Below are 18,140 nucleotides of genomic sequence, written 5' to 3' on the forward strand. Positions count from 1 at the left end.
GACTGGGCGGCCGAATGGGCGCCGGATACGTGTTAGGGGAGCCATGAGTTCGGAAGCCCGTTCGACCGTCGGCCTGCTGGATCTGGCGGCAAAACTGCCGTCGATGATCACCGAGGTGCCGATCCTGGCGCGGGGGGCCGCCGGGCTCACCCGCAAGCCTTCGGCCAAGGAATCGATCGGGTTGATCTTCCAGAAGGCCGCGCACGCGCACCCGTCGCGCCCGTTCATCCGGTTCGAGGGCCACGCGACCAGTTACGCGGAGGCCAACGAACTGGTGAACCGCTACGCCGACGTCCTCCGCGGACGAGGAGTCGACCGCGGAGACGTCGTCGGAGTGCTGGCAAAGAACACCCCCGAAGCCCTGCTGATCGCGTTGGCCGCCGTCAAACTCGGCGCGGCTGCGGGCATGTTGAACTACAACCAGCGCGACGACGTTCTGGCACACAGCCTTACGCTGCTCGACGCGCGCGTCCTGGTGGTCGCCGACGAGTGCGAAGAGGCACTCGAATCCTTGCCGGCTGGGTTTGCCGGACCGAAGCAACTTCTCGTCAGTGAACTCGCGGATCTGGCGAAGACGGCTGATGCCGCCAACCCGGCGGTCACCGCCGAGGTGCTCGCGAAGGAGAAGGCGTTCTACATCTTCACCTCGGGTACCACGGGAATGCCCAAGGCCAGCTTGATGACTCACTTCCGTTGGCTGAAGTCGATGTCGGGCCTCGGGTTGATGGGCGTGCGCTTGCGCGGCTCGGACACTCTGTACTGCTGCCTGCCGCTATACCACAACAACGCGTTGACGGTCTCGTTGTCCTCGGTGCTCGCGTCCGGTGCGACAATCGCGATCGGTCGTCAGTTCTCCGCCTCGCGGTTCTGGGACGACATCGCACTCAACAAGGCGACCGCGTTCACCTACATCGGCGAACTCTGCCGCTATCTGCTCAACCAGCCGGTCAAGCCGACCGACGGCGACAATGCTGTTCGGCTGATGGTGGGTAACGGTCTGCGCCCGGAGATCTGGGCCGAATTCACCCAGCGCTTCGGCATTCCCCGCGTCGCCGAGTTCTACGGTGCGAGCGAATGCAACATCGCGTTCGTCAACGCACTCAACGTCGACAAGACCGCCGGGATCTGTCCGTTGCCGCACGCCGTCGTCGAGTTCGACGAGGACACCGGAAAAGCGTTGCGTGGAGCCGACGGTCGCCTTCGCAAGGTGTCCACGGGTCAGGTCGGGCTCCTGCTGTCGAAGGTCACCGACCGAGCGCCTTTCGACGGTTACACCGACGAAGCCGCGAGCAACAGCAAGCTGGTGCGCGGCGGATTCAAGGACGACGACACCTGGTTCGATACCGGAGACCTGGTGCGCAAGCAGGGATGGGGCCACGTCGCCTTCGTCGACCGTCTCGGCGACACCTTCCGTTGGAAGGGCGAGAACGTTGCCACCACGGAGGTCGAGGGCGCGCTGAGTTCGCACCCGGCCGTCGAGGAAGCAGTTGTCTACGGCGTCGAGATCCCGGGCACCGACGGTCGCGCGGGAATGGCGGCGGTCAAGCTGCGGGACGGGCAGAGCTTCGAGGGAAGCGAAGTTGCAGCTCACCTCTACGGCAAGCTTCCCAACTACGCGGTCCCGCTGTTCATCCGCATCGTCGACTCACTCGAACACACCAGCACTTTCAAGTCGCGCAAGGTGGAATTGCGCAACGAGGGTTACGACGTCGGCGCCGACACTCTGCACGTTCTCGAAGGCCGCGAGGGTGGTTATGTGGACTCGTACGACGAATACGTCGGAAAGGTCGCGGCAGGCTCGGTACCCAAGGGCTAGACCGAGTTCCGTCATGCCAGTATGAGTGGCATGTCTTCACTCTCCGGTTCTACCGCGCAGCCAGGTCCGGCGCCCACCCTGTGTGGGCGTCCGGTCGCGGTCGACCGTGCATTGGTGATGGCGATCGTCAACCGCACTCCCGATTCCTTCTACGACCAGGGCGCGACGTTCTCGGATTCGTCAGCGATGGCTGCCGTCGACAGGGCCGTCGACGAGGGCGCCGATCTGGTGGACATCGGGGGAGTGAAAGCCGGGCCAGGTGACCTCGTCGACGCCGACGAGGAGGTCAGGCGAGTCGTTCCGTTCGTCGCCGCGATCAGAGCCAAGTACCCCGAGCTGATCATCAGCGTCGACACCTGGCGGAGCGGCGTCGCGCGTTTGGCACGGGGCGAGGGCGCCGACCTGATCAACGACACGTGGGCGGGTGCGGATCCCGACCTCGTCCTGGTTGCCGCCGAGACTGGTGCCGGGATCGTCTGCTCGCACACGGGTGGCGCGGTTCCGCGCACCCGTCCGCACCGTGTCCGCTACGACGACGTCGTCGCAGATGTGGTCACCGAGGTCGTGTCGGCGGCAGAACGCGCCCTGGCACTCGGAGTGCCGCGTGACGCGATTCTGATCGATCCCACTCACGATTTCGGTAAGAACACCTTCCACGGGCTCGAGTTGTTGCGAAAAGTGGACGTTCTTGTAAACACCGGGTGGCCAGTGCTGATGGCGCTGAGCAATAAGGACTTCATCGGGGAGACTCTTGGTGTGGAGCTTTCCGAGAGGTTGGAGGGAACATTGGCAGCGACAGCAATGGCCGCGGCTGGCGGCGCCCGGGTGTTCCGTGTTCACGAGGTGGCGTCCACCCGTCGAGTAGTCGACATGGTGGCCGCGATCCAAGGACGCCGTGCCCCGGTACGTACGGTTCGAGGTCTGGCATGAGCATCACCGGTGCGGGCCCGACCCGCGTATGGGCAGAAGCCAACAGTTGGGACCATCCGAGTTGGACGGTCGCCGAACTCGAACGGGCGAAGGGTGGCCGAACCGTCTCGGTGGTGTTGCCCGCGCTCAACGAAGAGGACACCGTTGCTGCGGTGGTCGACACCATTCATCCGTTGCTCGGTGGTTTGGTCGACGAGCTGATCGTTCTCGATTCCGGTTCGACCGACCGTACCGCCGAGCGTGCTCGCGCGGCGGGGGCGACGGTGATCAGTCGTGAGAGCGCAGTCCCGTCCATCCCGCCGACCGCGGGCAAGGGTGAGGTGCTGTGGCGTTCGGTCGCCGCAACGACCGGCGATCTGATCGCATTCGTCGACTCCGATCTCATCAATCCCGATCCGGCGTTCGTGCCCAAACTGCTGGGGCCGCTGCTCACGGTGGACGGCATCCATCTGGTGAAGGGCTACTACCGCCGTCCGCTGCGCGTGAGCGGCACGGAGGACGCCAACGGCGGCGGACGAGTCACGGAATTGGTTGCGCGGCCCATGTTGGCTGCGCTGCGGCCCGAACTCACGTCGGTACTGCAACCATTGGGCGGTGAATACGCGGGCACCCGTGAGCTGCTGTCCGCTGTCCCGTTTGCGCCCGGCTACGGCGTCGAGATCGGCCTTCTGCTCGACACGTACGACACGTTGGGGCTGGCGGCGATCGGTCAGGTCAATCTCGGTGTGCGCAAGCATCGCAACCGGCCGCTCGCCGACCTCGGCGTGATGAGCCGGCAGATCATCGGAACGATGCTCCGGCGGTGCGGGATCGAGGATTCGGGTGCCGGGTTGACCCAATTCCTGGTCGACGGCGATTCTTTCGTGCCCGAGACCACTGAGGTTTCGCTACTCGATCGACCCCCGATGAATTCGATAGTGCGCACCGCGGGGGTCTGACCGCTCACACTCGGGTATGGGAGTATCGGTTCATGATGACGATCCTCCTGTACCTGATTGTCATGGCACTGGTCGGCGCGATGATCTTCCTCGCCGCCAGCGCTGTGTTCGGGCGCTCGGAAGAGCTGCCGCCGCTGCCTCCTGGCACGACGGCGACCGTACTCCCGGCAGAGGACGTCACCGGGGCGGATGTCGACGCTCTGCGTTTTCAGCAGGTGTTGCGTGGATACAAGGCGAGTGAAGTGGATTGGGCCCTGCATCGCCTCGGGTTGGAAATCGATTCTCTGCGTGCGCAACTGGGCCGTGACGAGAAGTCCGAGGTTCTGGTGAAGGCGGATGCTCCGGCCAAGGCCGAAGCAACGCAGGAGGCGCCTGAGACCGAATCCGAAGCGAAGGATTCCCAGGGCTGATGGCAGACGGACTGGTTCGGTGCGGCTGGGTGGTCGAGACGCCCGGTGACTCGCTGTACCGCGACTATCACGACGAGGAGTGGGGGCGTCCGCTGCACGGGCGCGACGAACTGTTCGAGCGGCTCGCCCTCGAAGCATTCCAATCGGGGCTTTCTTGGATCACGATTCTGCGCAAACGCGAGGCGTTCCGCGAAGCCTTCGACGGGTTCGATCCGGACAAGGTCGCAGCGTACGGAGTTGCGGATGTGGAGAGATTGCTCTCCGATGCCGCGATCGTCCGCAATCGCGCGAAGATCGAGGCGACGATTTCCAACGCCCGAGTGCTCGTGAATTCACCCGATCTGGACCTCGATTCGTTACTCTGGTCGTTCTCGCCGCCTCGACGCACCAGACGACTGACATCAATTGCAGAGGTTCCGGCGGTCACTCCCGAGTCGACTGCCATGGCTAAGGAACTCAAGCGACGCGGGTTCAAGTTTGTGGGTCCTACCACGGCTTATGCGCTCATGCAGGCTACCGGAATGGTCGACGATCACGTGGCTGATTGCTGGGTTCCGGCGCAGGTGTGACGGTCGACTGAACACCCCTAAATGTGACTCAGATTCCCGGTTCCTGCATCCATAGGGAACAATGGAGGGTACGAGCCTCGCTGATTGTTGGCGGGGCGCACCGTTAGTCGAGGCGCAGAGCAATGCAGCGCAGATCTGGAGGGAGCAGAGGATGGCGGCCATGAAGCCCCGGACCGGGGACGGTCCCCTCGAAGCAACCAAAGAGGGACGAGGAATCGTCATGCGGGTTCCACTCGAGGGTGGCGGACGCCTCGTCGTCGAGCTGACCCCGGATGAAGCTGCAGCGCTCGGTGTGGAACTCACGAACGTCACCAGCTAGTCGGGTCCAGGTTGTAGCAGTACGAACAACAGCACGTGATTGCACGCAGGCTCCGTATCCGTTTCGGTACGGGGCCTGAAGTGTGCGCACCGCCGGTAGCCGAAAGGACGGATCAATGCTTGCCGCCGTGGTCGATCTACTGTCCTGCCCGCAGTGCGCCGCAGAGCTGGAATTGGTGGACGGCGCCGCCGAGTGCGATCGCGGACATCGATTCGACGTCGCTCGCCAGGGTTACGTGAGCCTGATCAGTGGCGGTGCCACGAAGTTCACCGGCGACAGTGCCGAGATGATCGCCGCGCGTGCACGACTTCTCGGCGCCGGCCACTTCGGCCCGCTGATGGATGCCGTTTCCCGGGCCTGCGCGACGACGGCAGGGGCGGATCCTGCGCGGATCGTCGAAATCGGTGCAGGCACAGGACAATACCTCGCACACGTCGTGGATTCGCTGCCTGATTCTCGGGCAATAGCCTTGGACGTGTCCAAGTTCGCGGCACGGCGAGCGGCGAAGATCCACGAAAGGATCGGCTCGATCGTCGCGGACGTCTGGCAACCACTTCCGATTCGAGACGGAGTGCTCTCCCACGTGCTCTGTGTGTTCGCTCCACGCAACGGTCCGCAGTCCCATCGAGTTCTCGCCGATGACGGCGTTCTGGTGGTCCTGACGCCCACCGACAGGCATCTGCGCGAGCTGATCGACATTCTCGAGATGGTCAAGGTCGACGATCGCAAGGTGGAACGTCTCGAATCGTCGATGGCCGGCTTGTTCGAGCGCGTGAGCAGCGACGAGGTCGAGTTCACGATGTCACTCTCACACCAGGACGTCCTCGACTTGGTGGGGATGGGACCGTCGGCGAGGCACCTGACGCCCGCCGATCTGGCTGCCGCCGTGGCGAAGCTGCCGCAGCCGAGCACCGTCACTGCGTCGGCGACGGTCTCGACCTATCGCAAGATCTGACGCGGATCAGCGTCTCGTGACGGCGTCCGCGTAGACCTCGAGCGTCTGCTTGGCGATTTCGGCCCAGGAGAACTCGTCGATAGCACGGATTCTGCCCGCACGACCCATCGCGTCGGCGCCTTCTCGGTCGGCGACAACGGCATTGACGGTGGCAGCGAGTGATTCCTCGAATGCGTTCGGCTCGTAGGCGTTGTAGTGCACGAGTCGTCCGGTGACGCCGTCGGCGACCACCTCGGGGATACCGCCGACATCGGAAGCGACCACGGCGGTCTCACACGCCATGGCTTCGAGATTGACGATTCCGAGGGGCTCGTACACCGAAGGGCAGACGAATACCGTTGCTGCCGAGAGTATTTCCCTGATCTGCTCGGTCGGGAGCATCTCGCGTACCCAGTAGACATTGCCCCGATGTCCGGCGAGTTCGGCCACTGCCTTCTCCGTTTCGGCGGCGATCTCCGGCGTATCGGGAGCGCCGGCGCACAGCACGAGCTGAATCTCCGGGTCGAAGTGGTGTGCTGCCGCGACGAGATGCCCGACGCCCTTCTGCCTCGTGATCCGTCCGACAAAGGCCACGATGGGTTTTGCGGGGTCGACGCCGATCGACGCGAGTGCGGACGGCGCTCCCGGCGCAGATCCCCCGGGATGCCATACCTCGGTGTCGATTCCGTTGCGCACTACGTGAACGCGACTCGGATCGACGGCGGGGTACGCGTCGAGGACGTCGAGTCGCATACCTGAACTGACGGCGATGATCGCGTCTGCGTGCTCGACGGCGTTGCGTTCGGACCACGACGAGATCCGATAGCCGCCGCCTAGCTGTTCGGCCTTCCACGGGCGTCTGGGCTCGAGTGAGTGCGCGGTGAGGATGTGCGGCACGTCGTAGAGAGCCGACGCGAGATGCCCGGCCAGTCCGGTGTACCAGGTGTGGGAGTGGACGATGTCGACACCGGCCGCGGCGTCCGCCATCCGCAGCTCGGTGGAGAGCGTCGTCAAGGCTGGGTTGGATCCGGCGAGAGCGGGGTCGGGAGAGTGGACGATCGCGCCTTCGCGCGGGGCGCCCATGCAGTGCACGTCGACTTCGCACAACCGCTTCATCTGAGCGACGAGCTCGGTTACGTGTACTCCTGCGCCGCCGTAGATCTCCGGCGGGTATTCCTTGGTCATCATTGCGACTCGCACGCGCTAAACCTAACCGCCCGTGGTCGATCCGGCTACCGATCGCGTCATCCCCGACCGTTCGGAGGGGGACACGATCGGACCTCTCGGACTGCTTCGCTAGCGGGAGTTCACCAGTGCGGATAGGTTAGCGGTGTGAGAAGCCAGCCGCATGTGCTTGGAATCGTGCTCGCCGGGGGCGAGGGCAAACGCTTGTATCCGCTGACCGCGGACAGAGCGAAGCCCGCAGTGCCCTTCGGAGGTGCATATCGACTTATCGACTTCGTGTTGAGCAACCTTGTCAACGCGGGATATCTGCGTATTTGTGTGTTGACGCAATACAAGTCACATTCACTCGACCGTCACATTTCGCAGACGTGGCGATTGTCCGGGTTCGCGGGTGAGTACATCACTCCGGTCCCGGCCCAGCAGCGGCTCGGGCCGCGCTGGTACACCGGCAGCGCCGACGCAATCCTGCAGTCGCTCAATCTCGTTTACGACGAGGACCCCGAGTACATCGTGGTTTTCGGTGCCGACCACGTGTACCGGATGGATCCGGAACAGATGGTGCAGCACCACATCGAATCCGGGGCAGGCGTGACGGTCGCGGGTATTCGTGTACCGCGAAGTGAGGCTTTCGCTTTCGGCTGCATCGACAGTGACGAGTCCGGACGCATCACGCAGTTCCTGGAAAAGCCCGCCCATCCTCCCGGCACACCGGACGACCCAAATTCCACGTTCGCGTCCATGGGTAACTATGTGTTCACCACCAAGGTGCTCGTGGACGCCATCCGCGCTGATTCCGAGAACTCCGATTCCGACCACGACATGGGCGGAGACATCATTCCCGCCTTGGTCGCGGCGGGTGAGGCGTCGGTCTACGACTTCAAGGACAACGTCGTTCCCGGCGCTACCGATCGAGACCGCGGTTACTGGCGTGACGTCGGTACCCTGGACGCCTTCTACGACGCTCACATGGACCTCGTGTCGGTGCACCCGATTTTCAATCTCTACAACCGTCGCTGGCCCATCCGCGGCGCCACCGAGAATCTCGCGCCCGCCAAGTTCGTGAAGGGCGGACTCGCTCAGGAATCAGTGGTCGGTGCGGGGTCGATCCTGTCCGCGGCGACCGTGCGCAATTCGGTACTCAGTTCCAACGTGATGATCGAGGACGGTGCGACCGTCGAGGGCAGCGTGCTGATGCCGGGTGTGCGCATCGGCAAGGGCGCCGTCGTGCGGCGCGCGATCCTCGACAAGAACGTCGTGGTCGGTGACGGCGAAATCATCGGCGTCGATCTCGAACGTGACCGCGAACGATTTGCCGTCAGTCAGGGTGGCGTCGTCGCCATCGGTAAGGGCGTCTGGATCTAGAGCTTGCTCGCGCAGAGGAGGCCGTCGCCGAGGGGGAGGAGGACTCGAATGAGTCGCTCGTCCTCGGTCACGGCCTTTGCTGCTTCTCGGACCGCAACCGTTGTCGCGTCGCGAGCGGAGCTGTCGGCAACGCGGCCGTCGGCCAGGGCGTTGTGCAGAACGATGACACCGCCGGAGCGCAGCAGGCGGACACCTTCGCGGACGTAGTGGGGGTGGTCGATCGCGGCGCAGTCGACGAACACCAGGTCGTAGCCGCCGTCTGCGAGCCGGGGAAGTACGTCGAGAGCCCGTCCGTTGATCAGGCGAGTGCGTGCCGGAGCGATTCCGCTTTCGCGGAAGGTCAGCTTGGCCGCCCGCTGGTGTTCGGGTTCACTGTCGATCGTGGTGAGGACGCCGTCGTCGCGCATTCCGTGCAGAAGCCACAGGCTGCTCACGCCGGCTCCGGTACCCACCTCGACGGCCGTCTTCGCGTCGAGCATCCTCGCGAACATCGCGAGCGTCGCACCGACGGCGGGCGTCACCGGATGGGCTCCGAGATCCAGCGCTCGATCTCGCGCCGCGGTCAAAATCTCGTCCTCGGAAACTACGTCCTCGACGTGGCGGAGTATCTGTTCGGCGTGGGTCACGCTCATGAGGTTATCGGGCGGTTCGGATTGTCGCTGCAAGGCGCGCAGTCACCAGGATTCTCAGGAATCCCTCAGGCTCCTCATATGGCGTGCACACCGCGATGAGAAAAGGTGTATACATCGCCGGATCGAAGATCGCACGGCGGTATCGATTTTTACCAAGTTGGTCTTTCGCAGCTCGGTGATCGGGAACAAATCACAGCAACGGCTGGTTCTCCCGAATATCGCGCACTACGTGATTCGGACAACGCGGTGATCGAACTACGCGATCCCGAGCAGGAGGATCAACTTATTTACCAGGTCAACGACGAGCCTCGCCCTCGAGAGTCGGAAGTTTTGACGACGGAATCGGCTGTGGATTCCGAATTGATCGGCACTGCTGTGTTCGATGCAACTGGTGAGAAGTCCTCCATGCCGTCTTGGGACGAACTCGTGCGTCAGCACGGTGACCGGGTGTACCGCCTGGCCTACCGGTTGTCAGGCGATGCCCAGGACGCCGAGGACTTGACGCAGGACACATTCATTCGGGTGTTCCGCTCGCTCTCCGATTATCAGCCCGGAACTTTCGAGGGCTGGCTGCACCGCATCACCACAAACCTGTTCCTCGACATGGTTCGCCGACGCAACCGCATCCGTATGGAAGCGCTGCCCGAGGACTACGACCGCGTTCCCTCACCCGGTCCGGACCCCGAGCAGATCTACCACGACGCGCGCCTCGACGCAGGTCTGCAGGCCGCACTCGACTCACTCGCACCTGAATTTCGCGCCGCTGTTGTGCTCTGTGACATCGAAGGTCTGTCGTACGAGGAAATCGGTGCCACACTGGGAGTGAAGCTCGGAACGGTTCGTAGCCGTATCCATCGTGGGCGACAGGCGATTCGTGATCATCTGGCAGCGCAGCGCGCAGCCGAATCCGAACTCGTCGGTTTCTGACGGTCGGGTTCGAGCTACAGAGCGGGACGTGGTCAATCACCTGGAGGGACGAATGACGGAGGCGCGGGCACATCGCCAGTTCGGTTCGACCGAACATCTGGCCAGCGAGGCAATCGCTGCCTACGTCGACGGAGAACTCCGAATGCAGGCCTACTTGCGGGCCTCGCATCACATCTCGATCTGCGCCGAGTGCGCTGCGGCCGTCGATGCTCAGCAGCAGGCACGTGGTGCGCTGCGTCGAAGCGGCGAGATGACGATGCCGTTGTCCCTGGTTGGACTTCTCAGTCAGATTCCCTCGTGCAACAGTCCGACCACCGGACCCAATTCGGAAAATGCCGACGGTTCCGTCGGCAATCAGCCCGCAGGCTTTTCCACCATCAGCAAGCGGTTGTCCCGTCGCTGGCGCAAATGACGCCGCGCGCGCTGGCGCAAATGACGCCGCGCGCCAGCTTCCCGGCACGGATCAGTGATACTGGACAACGTGACTGACGGAAAGAGGGGGCACTCCGGAGTGAGCGCGGATTCTTCGGCAAGCGGTTCTGCGGATCGACCGGCAGATGCGCCGGTGCTCGACCCCCGGCCGGTGTACCGACCTCAGATCGATCCGGCCTCGCGCCAGGTGTTCGGTCGGCCGAGTGGAGTCGAGGGCTCGTTCACTCCGATTGCCACGCGATCGACCCCGTCTTCCGATGTCGTGATCGGGAATCCGGACCCGGTTCTGGCCGAAGCGTTCGGTCGACCCGCTGACGCCACCGAGTCGATCGGTCGCGATCCCGAGGCGTCTGCGAACAACACACCCGACGAAGAACCCTCGCGTGATCCGTGGCGCGATCCTGAATCCGAGGTCTCGCTGGGCAAGCCTGCAGAGTCCGAGGCGCCGGTGCGGTTGCCTCCCGCCCAGAAGCTCGACGTGCGTGAGCTGTTGTTCGGTCGCAAGGTCGCCCCCTCCGCACTGGCCGCGCTTGCGGGCATGGCACTTGTCATCGCTCTTGTCGGTGGCTTGCTCGCCACTGTCATCACCGCCGACCGCAGTTCACTCACCAGCTCACGTGTCACGCTGGTTCAATCCGGCGGCGGGGAACAGCCGGAGTCGCAGGTGGCGAAGGTCGCCGACGCAGTGTTGCCTTCCGTGGTGTCGATTCAGGTCGCCGTCGGTGACCAGGGCAGTACGGGTTCCGGTGTGGTCATCGACGGCGCCGGATACATCGTCACCAACAACCACGTGATCTCCTCGGCCGTACCGCCTGCTCAGGACGCGAAGATCCAGGTGATCTTCTCCGACGGAACCAAGACCGACGCCCAGATCGTCGGACGTGACGTCAAGACAGACCTCGCGGTGCTCAAGGTGTCGGCCAACAATCTGACGGTCGCTCAGCTCGGAAAATCCGAGGATGTTCAGGTCGGCGACGACGTCGTCGCCGTCGGCTCACCGCTCGGATTGAGCAAGACCGTCACCCGCGGGATCGTCAGTGCGCTGAACCGGCCTCTGCGTTTGTCGGGTGAAGGCACCGACACCAACGCCGTCATCGACGCCGTCCAGACCGATGCGGCGATCAACCACGGCAACTCGGGTGGTGCACTCGTCGACGACGAAGCCCGCGTCATCGGTATCAACACGGCCATGCTCAGCGAGTCCGGTGGTTCGGTCGGGCTCGGCTTCGCGATTCCGATCGATACGGTCACCGAGGTGGCGCAGACCATCATTCGAGACGGCAAGGTTCATCACCCCGACATCGGCGTGAATGCCCGCACCGCGGTCAACGACGCGACCAGCGGTGCTGCGGTGGCCAACGTCCGCGACGGCAGCCCAGCTCAACGTGCGGGAATCGTCGAGGGTGACGTCATCGTCAAGGTCGGTGACCGACCGGTGACGAGTGCCGACGAACTGGTGGTTGCGGTCAACGCGACGACCGTCGATCAGCCGGTCAACGTCCAGTTGATCCGCGACGGACGGCAGGTCGACATTTCGGTCACGCCGGTGTCCGACTGATCGGACCCTGCGATCTTCCTGTGAGGTTGATCCGGACATGCGCGCACCGAGCGAGCACACAGTAGGCTGACCCTGTGTTTGGCAACATCGGTTGGGGCGAGTTCATGATCCTCCTCGTAGCGGCTCTGGTCATCTTGGGACCTGAGCGGCTTCCTGGTGCGGTCTCCTGGGTCACGAAGTCCCTGAGGCAGGTGCGCGAATATGCTTCGGGCGCTTCCAATCAGCTCAAGGAAGAACTGGGCACCGATTTCGAGGATCTGCGTAAACCACTCGCAGATCTGAACAAGCTGCGCGGAATGACGCCGCGCGCCGTGATCACCCAGCACCTCCTCGACGGCGACGACTCTATCTTCACGGGCAACTTCGACAAGAAGCCGCAGAGCGGAGTGCAGGAGCCGAAGACGCTGTCGAAGGACAAGCCACTCACCGCGGGCGAACGCCCTCCTGTGGACTTCGACGCAACCTAGATTCGACATACGAAAGGGCGCCTGTCACCGATCGGTGACAGGCGCCCTTTCGTATGAGGGGGGTTCTACAGGTTGCGAACCGTATTGATACCGAGCGACATTCCGGCGAGCCCGCGCTGACGGACGGCCAACTTGTCGGCGATGTCCTTGAGCGCGATGGCAGCGGGTGAATCGGGAGCGCTGAGGACGATCGGCGTCCCGGCGTCGCCTGCCTCGCGGACGGATGGGTCCAGCGGAATCTGTCCGAGAAGCGGAACCTTGGCGCCGACGGCCTTCGTGAGGCGATCGGAGACGGTCTGCCCGCCGCCTTCGCCGAAGACGTCCATGCGGGTGCCGTCGGGAAGTTCGAGCCACGACATGTTCTCGACGACGCCGGCGACGCGCTGGCGGGTCTGCAGGGCGATGGCGCCCGCTCGCTCGGCGACCTCGGCAGCGGCCTGCTGCGGTGTGGTGACGACCAGGATCTCGGCGCTCGGGATGAGCTGAGCCACCGAGATGGCGATGTCACCGGTGCCTGGCGGCAGATCGAGAAGCAGCACGTCCAGATCGCCCCAGAACACGTCGGCGAGGAACTGCTGGAGCGCGCGGTGAAGCATCGGTCCGCGCCAGACGACAGGAGTGTTGCCCTGGGTGAACTGCGCGATGGAGATCATCTTCACGTCGTGTGCAACCGGCGGCATGATCATGCGCTCGACCTGAGTGGGCTTGGCGTCGGTGCCGAGCATGCGGGGGATCGAGTGACCGTAGATATCCGCGTCGAGTACGCCGACAGACAGCCCGCGCGCGGCCATTGCTGCCGCGAGATTGACTGTCACACTGGACTTTCCGACGCCACCCTTGCCGGAGGCTACGGCGTAGACGCGGGTGAGTGAACCCGGCTGGGCGAACGGGATGACGGGTTCGGCGGAATCGCCGCGAAGCGACTTGCGGAGCTCGGTCCGCTGGGCGTCGTCCATGACGTCGAGTTCGACGCGGATCGCACCGACCCCGGCGACGTCGGCGACGGCCTTGGTGACGCGTTCGGTGATCTCGGTGCGCATCGGGCAACCGGCGGTCGTGAGATAGATGCCGATGTCGACGCTGTTGTCACTGGAGAGGGAGATCCCCTTGACCATCCCCAGCTCGGTGATGGGTTTGCGGATCTCTGGGTCCAGAACTCGCGCGAGCGCGGAGCGAACGTCGGACTCGGTCAGTGCAGACATGACTCCATGGTAAGTCCAGGTAGGTCAGTGGATGCGCGGCAGGTCCGATGCGGCGGGCACGATGCCGGTGGAGTACCCGAGCGACCAGGCCAGAACGTTGGCAACGTAGGCGGCCGAGTTGTTGTAGCGGTGGATCGCGGAGGCAACCTGGGTTACGTCCTGCATGTTGAGTCCGCCGTCGCACAGGTACTTGCCGGTGGTCAGTGCGGAGTCGAAAAGGTTCTGGGGGTCGGCGATTCCGTCACCGTTGCCGTCGCCGGCGTACTGGTTCCAGGTGGACGGGATGAACTGCATCGGGCCGACTGCGCGGTCGTAGACGGTGTCGCCGTCGAGGGCGCCGCCGTCGGTGTCCATGATGACGGCCTGGCCGGGAAGGCTGCCGTTGAGTGGCAGGCCGATCACGGGCTTGTAGAGGTTGCCGTTCGCGTCGGCGTCCTTGCCGTCGTTGGCGTGGCCGGATTCGACGCGGCCGATACCGGCGAGGAGTGTCCAGTGCATGTTGCAGTTGGGCTTTTCGACGGCGAGGATCCGCTCGGCGTTCTGGTATGCGGCGACGCTCACGCTCGGGATTCCGAGTGCACCCTCGGCCATGGAGGCTGGGAGCGGGGGAGTCGCCTGCACGGGAGCCAACGGCGCGGGTTCCGGCGCGGGGGCGGGAGCGGGCTCGGCGATTGCTTCGACGGCGGGCAGAATCTGCGCTTGCGGTTCCTGCGTGGCTTGCGCGGCAGTGTCCACCGTTTCGGCGGAGCTGGTGTTGAAGAACGGAACCTTGGGAGCGGCGCCGGCCGTGTTGGCTGCGGTGACGAGTCCGATAGGGATGAGTCCGGTGAGCGCGATGACCGAATTTCGACGGATGTGCGAATCTGTCTTCTTGCTGTGCCGACCCACTGTGTATGCCTCCTGAACCTCCGCGAGGAGGTTTTCCGTTCAACTGACGGAGTCGAGGCTACCTGATTTGTTGCGCTTCCGTTATTCAACCGTGATCTGGAAGGGCAGTTTGGGGCATATGCACTGTTCTTTCGTGATTTTTTGGTTACAGAGCGGGCATGCCGGGAAGGCCCGGGAAGAACGGCGCGAATGCCGGAGCCGGGGCCGGTTCCGGTGCGGGGGCCGGTGCGGGTGACGGAGCGGGCTCAGGCGACGGGGCAGCCGGCGGCGAAGATTCCGCGGGCGCTGCGTCGGTGGTGGCGGGTGCCGTGGCGGCTACTGCCATTCCTGGGACCGTGCACGGCAGAAGGATGCCGTCCTGCAAGGCGTCGAGTGCTGCTGGATCCGGAAGGATCACGCACATGTCGTCGGGCCAGCGCCATCCCTCAGCCGTCAGAATCGGCCAGACGAGACCCCGTGAGGTGAGGACGGGGAGCGGGATGATCGGACCGGGAGCCGCGTTCCGGGCGGCGTTGGGTCCCGGAGTGGGGCTGGTCGGCGTTACTCCCGGCGGGATCAGTGCCTGGATCTCGGGTGAGAGCGCGGGCATGTCGGGCAGGCCTGGGAAGAGAGGGGGGGTGGTGGTCGGAGTCGACGCAGATTCCTTGTCGCCTGCCGCCGGGTCGGTAGCTGCAGCAGCGGCGAGAACGGCCGAAGCGGCGGAGTCTGCCGAGGCGGCGGCGTTGATCGCCGAGCTGCCGGTGTTGATGCCGGTGGTGTACGGGAGCTGGCCGGAAGGAATGACACCGTTCTTGTATGCCGTCGACCACATGATCACGTTTGCCGCGTAGGCGGCCGAGTTGTTGTACCGCAGAACAGCTTTGGTCTCCTGGGCGACATCGCGCAGGTTGAGGCCGCCGCTGCAGAGGTACTTCGCTGCCGAGAGCGCCGCATCGAAGACGTTGTTGGGGTCCTTGATTCCGTCCCCGTTGCCGTCGCTGGCATAACCGGCCCAGGTGGCCGGAATGAACTGCATCGGCCCGACAGCGCGGTCGTGGGTCGGGTCTCCGTCGATCGCGCCCTTGTCGGTGTCCCGAATGACTTCGTTGCCTGCCAGCCGTCCGTCGAGGACAGGGCCGAGGATCGGGGTGACCGTCGTACCCACCGACGTCGTCTTGCCGCCGTTGGCGTGACCGGATTCGATGCGTCCGATGCCGGCCAGGAGATGCCAAGGGATGCCGCAGCCCGGCGCCTCGGTCATCATCACCAGTTCGGCGGATCGGTACGCGTTCAGAACGATCTCGGGGATGCCCAGAGAAGTGAGGACGACGGCCGCAGCGTTGGGCGCTGCCGGAGCGCCGGCGACCGTATCGCTGGGTGGGGCCGATCGTTGCGTTCGGACGGTGCGGGGCGTCGGGAGGAAGTCGACAGAGTCCGGCTGCGCAACGGAGGCGGAGCCTGCGAGGGCGATGGGGACCTGCGACCCGCCGGATGGTGCGCTTCCGGCCGTGAGGGCTGCTGGACCTGTTACGACAAGCAGTCCCCCCACCAGTGTGGATGCTGCAATCATTCCGCGTACTCGCACGATTCCCCTTTGCTGGTGCTCCCGCCTCGGAGTACCCACCGTGATAATCCATCCTGCTGTGACTTACGTTACATATCGGTCACGGTGCGTGCAGCAAAACTCAGCGAACGCTCAGCTAGTTGTGACTTTGTTTCGCAGTATTCGAGTCACGGTGCTTCTTCTTCGGGGTCGGTTCGCCGTCGGCGGCAAGGATCGACTTGATCTCCTCGAGCTCCCGCCGCAGGTAGTCGCGGGTGGCGACCTCGCCGACGGCGATGCGCAGCGCCGCGAGTTCGCGAGCGAGGAATTCAGTGTCCGCTTTGGTTTGCTCGGCGCGTGAGCGGTCCTCCTCGAGCGAGACCCGGTCGCGATTCTCCTGACGATTCTGGGCCAGGAGGATCAGCGGCGCCGCGTAGGCAGCCTGGGTGGAGAAGGCGAGGTTGAGCAGGATGAACGGATACGGGTCCCACTGCAGAGCCACCGCGAACACGTTGATCAGGATCCAGACGATCACGATGATCGTCTGGATCGCGAGATAACGCCCGGTACCGAGGAAGCGGGCGATGCGTTCACTGACGCGTCCGACAGCTTCGACGTCGAAATCGAGATTGAACCGGCGGCTTCCGCGAGGCGTTTCCAGTCGTTGCCGTGCGGTCGTGCTCGACGCCCGTTCGCTCATCGGAGTAGTTCCTCGTCGTCGGAGTAATCCTCACGCCAGTCTTCCGGCAGGAGGTGATCGAGCACGTCGTCGACTGTCACGGCCCCGATCAGGTGGTTCTCGTCGTCCACGACCGGCCCGCACACCAAGTTGTAGGTCGCGAAGTATCGGGTGACCGACGCCAGCGAGTCGTCCGGCGCCAACCGGGGCATGTCGGTGTCGAGTATTCCGCCCACCAGGCTGGCGGGAGGCTCGCGGAGAAGCTTCTGCAAGTGGACGCAGCCGAGATACCGCCCGGTCGGAGTCGCCGTCGGCGGACGTACGACGAAGACCATGCTCGACAGCGCCGGGGTCACGTCGTAGTTGCGGGCGCGGGCAAGGGCCTCGGCGACGGTCGTCGAGGCCGTCAGTACCACCGGTTCGGGCGTCATCAGACCACCGGCAGTGTCCGGGGAGTGCTCGAGCAGGCGTCGAACAGGTTCGGAATCCTGCGGGTCCATCAACTGCAACAGTGATTCGGCTTCGGTCTCGGGCAGCTCGCCCAACAGGTCGGCGGCGTCGTCGGGATCCATCGCTTCGAGTAGATCGGCGGCACGTTCGACTTCCAGGTGCATCAGCAGATCGGTCTGGTCGTCCGCCGGCAGTTCCTGCACGACGTCGGCGAGGCGTTCGTCGTCGAGCGCCACGGCCAGTTCGTGGCGGCGCTTCTCCGGCAGTTCGCGCATGGCGTTGGCCACATCGGCGGGTCGCATCCCTTCGTACTGCAGAAGGAGGTGAGCTACGCCCTGGCCGGGGAGCGAGAGATCGCTCTGGGTGAGGCCGGCGACGTGCTGCCAGTCGACGATGTGAATCGCCGCGCGTCGACCGAGGCGTCCGCGATGGCCGCGAACGGCGACCTTCGAGACGACCCAGTCTCGCGTTCGCGTCGATTCGATCCCGAGGTCGACGACTATCGTGTCGACGCCGTGAAGCTCCTCGAGTTCCGGGTCGTCCACGCGCACATGCGAATCGAGTACCTGCGCCAGCGCGAGTACTTCACCCGGCCGCTGGTTGAAGCGCCGCAAACTGACGTTGCCCGTGGTCAGGGTGACCGCACTCGGCTCGATGGCTGTCACGCGGAGCATCGGAACGAAAATGCGTTTGCGCGTGAACATTTCGATCACCAGACCGAGAACCCGCGGTTGCTGGCGTCCGATACGGACCGTGATGACGACGTCGCGCACACGACCGATCGATTCGCCGTCCGGGCCGAGTACAACCAGGCCGGCAAGCCTGGCTGCAAATACCTTGCCTGCTGCTGCCATGATTGCAAGGCTAATTCGTCCAGCGTCAAAATCTGCAACGGCGCCACCGAAAATCGAGAAGGGCAG

Annotated in this window: 19 protein-coding genes; 12 read left to right on the plus strand and 7 right to left on the minus strand. The window is 64.3% G+C overall.

Features of this window, described 5'->3' with window-relative positions:
- Positions 1-43: 43 nt before the first annotated feature.
- The 7 genes from H351_RS12255 (at position 44) to H351_RS12280 (ending at position 5,937) form a co-directional block, all read left to right on the plus strand.
- On the plus strand, positions 44-1,816 hold the full coding sequence (locus H351_RS12255; RefSeq protein ID WP_029255813.1) for a long-chain-acyl-CoA synthetase: 1,773 nt from the start codon (positions 44-46) through the stop codon (positions 1,814-1,816).
- Positions 1,817-1,846: 30 nt separating this feature from the next.
- On the plus strand, positions 1,847-2,746 hold the full coding sequence (folP, locus tag H351_RS12260; protein WP_037119658.1) for a dihydropteroate synthase: 900 nt from the start codon (positions 1,847-1,849) through the stop codon (positions 2,744-2,746).
- The gene (locus H351_RS12265) at positions 2,743-3,684 is read left to right on the plus strand and encodes a glucosyl-3-phosphoglycerate synthase (RefSeq protein ID WP_019749363.1); all 942 of its coding nucleotides are present in this window, start codon (positions 2,743-2,745) and stop codon (positions 3,682-3,684) included. The genes folP and H351_RS12265 overlap by 4 nt, the downstream gene beginning before the upstream one ends.
- Positions 3,685-3,716: 32 nt before the next feature.
- The gene (locus H351_RS12270) at positions 3,717-4,094 is read left to right on the plus strand and encodes a DivIVA domain-containing protein (protein ID WP_019749362.1); all 378 of its coding nucleotides are present in this window, start codon (positions 3,717-3,719) and stop codon (positions 4,092-4,094) included.
- Positions 4,094-4,663, plus strand: a complete 570-nt coding sequence (locus H351_RS12275; protein ID WP_019749361.1) for a DNA-3-methyladenine glycosylase I — start codon at positions 4,094-4,096, stop codon at positions 4,661-4,663. The genes H351_RS12270 and H351_RS12275 overlap by 1 nt, the downstream gene beginning before the upstream one ends.
- Before the next feature lie 151 nt (positions 4,664-4,814).
- Complete coding sequence (locus H351_RS31385) at positions 4,815-4,982, plus strand: DUF3117 domain-containing protein (protein ID WP_003945169.1); 168 nt, start codon at positions 4,815-4,817, stop codon at positions 4,980-4,982.
- A gap of 115 nt (positions 4,983-5,097) precedes the next feature.
- Positions 5,098-5,937, plus strand: a complete 840-nt coding sequence (locus tag H351_RS12280) for a putative RNA methyltransferase (protein ID WP_020970207.1) — start codon at positions 5,098-5,100, stop codon at positions 5,935-5,937.
- A gap of 6 nt (positions 5,938-5,943) precedes the next feature.
- On the opposite strand, the gene glgA is transcribed toward H351_RS12280, so the two are convergent.
- The gene (gene glgA, locus H351_RS12285) at positions 5,944-7,116 is read right to left on the minus strand and encodes a glycogen synthase (RefSeq protein WP_019749359.1); all 1,173 of its coding nucleotides are present in this window, start codon (positions 7,114-7,116) and stop codon (positions 5,944-5,946) included.
- A 132-nt stretch (positions 7,117-7,248) separates the two neighbouring features.
- Between glgA and glgC the strand changes: the two genes are divergently transcribed.
- Positions 7,249-8,463: a glucose-1-phosphate adenylyltransferase gene (glgC, locus tag H351_RS12290; protein ID WP_003945185.1), complete on the plus strand. Its 1,215-nt coding sequence runs from the start codon at positions 7,249-7,251 to the stop codon at positions 8,461-8,463.
- Here the strand turns inward: glgC and H351_RS12295 are convergent.
- Positions 8,460-9,095 carry an O-methyltransferase gene (locus H351_RS12295; RefSeq protein WP_007736091.1) on the minus strand — a complete coding sequence of 212 codons (636 nt, stop codon included), beginning with the start codon at positions 9,093-9,095 and terminating at the stop codon, positions 8,460-8,462. The two genes, glgC and H351_RS12295, sit on opposite strands and share 4 nt — an antisense overlap.
- A 330-nt stretch (positions 9,096-9,425) precedes the next feature.
- On the opposite strand from H351_RS12295, the gene sigE reads away from it, so the two are divergent.
- The 4 genes from sigE to tatB all read left to right on the plus strand — a co-directional run bounded on the left by sigE (position 9,426) and on the right by tatB (position 12,479).
- On the plus strand, positions 9,426-10,022 hold the full coding sequence (sigE, locus tag H351_RS12300; RefSeq protein ID WP_029255812.1) for an RNA polymerase sigma factor SigE: 597 nt from the start codon (positions 9,426-9,428) through the stop codon (positions 10,020-10,022).
- A gap of 52 nt (positions 10,023-10,074) precedes the next feature.
- The gene (locus H351_RS12305) at positions 10,075-10,434 is read left to right on the plus strand and encodes a hypothetical protein (protein ID WP_020970204.1); all 360 of its coding nucleotides are present in this window, start codon (positions 10,075-10,077) and stop codon (positions 10,432-10,434) included.
- A gap of 99 nt (positions 10,435-10,533) precedes the next feature.
- On the plus strand, positions 10,534-12,012 hold the full coding sequence (locus H351_RS12310) for a S1C family serine protease (RefSeq protein ID WP_029255811.1): 1,479 nt from the start codon (positions 10,534-10,536) through the stop codon (positions 12,010-12,012).
- A 74-nt stretch (positions 12,013-12,086) separates the two neighbouring features.
- Entirely contained in the window at positions 12,087-12,479 is a 393-nt protein-coding gene (gene tatB / locus H351_RS12315; RefSeq protein WP_003945177.1) for a Sec-independent protein translocase protein TatB, read from the plus strand.
- A gap of 65 nt (positions 12,480-12,544) precedes the next feature.
- Here the strand turns inward: tatB and H351_RS12320 are convergent, their stop codons facing one another.
- The 5 genes from H351_RS12320 to H351_RS12340 form a co-directional block, all read right to left on the minus strand.
- Positions 12,545-13,681 (minus strand): Mrp/NBP35 family ATP-binding protein, encoded by a 1,137-nt coding sequence (locus H351_RS12320; RefSeq protein ID WP_029255810.1) that lies wholly within the window; start codon positions 13,679-13,681, stop codon positions 12,545-12,547.
- A gap of 24 nt (positions 13,682-13,705) precedes the next feature.
- A complete protein-coding gene (locus H351_RS12325; RefSeq protein WP_003945171.1) occupies positions 13,706-14,569 on the minus strand; it encodes a lytic transglycosylase domain-containing protein in 864 nt (287 codons plus the stop codon).
- 145 nt (positions 14,570-14,714) lie between these two features.
- Positions 14,715-16,133 (minus strand): lytic transglycosylase domain-containing protein, encoded by a 1,419-nt coding sequence (locus H351_RS12330; protein WP_244891483.1) that lies wholly within the window; start codon positions 16,131-16,133, stop codon positions 14,715-14,717.
- Between the two features lie 115 nt (positions 16,134-16,248).
- Entirely contained in the window at positions 16,249-16,791 is a 543-nt protein-coding gene (locus tag H351_RS12335; protein ID WP_003945067.1) for a DUF1003 domain-containing protein, read from the minus strand.
- A complete protein-coding gene (locus tag H351_RS12340) occupies positions 16,788-18,074 on the minus strand; it encodes a magnesium transporter MgtE N-terminal domain-containing protein (protein WP_019749352.1) in 1,287 nt (428 codons plus the stop codon). Before H351_RS12340 ends, H351_RS12335 begins: the two co-directional genes overlap by 4 nt.
- Positions 18,075-18,140: the final 66 nt, after the last annotated feature.

Origin of the sequence: Rhodococcus erythropolis R138 (assembly GCF_000696675.2) — a bacterium.
In the GTDB taxonomy this organism is placed as follows: Bacteria; Actinomycetota; Actinomycetes; order Mycobacteriales; family Mycobacteriaceae; genus Rhodococcus_F; species Rhodococcus_F erythropolis.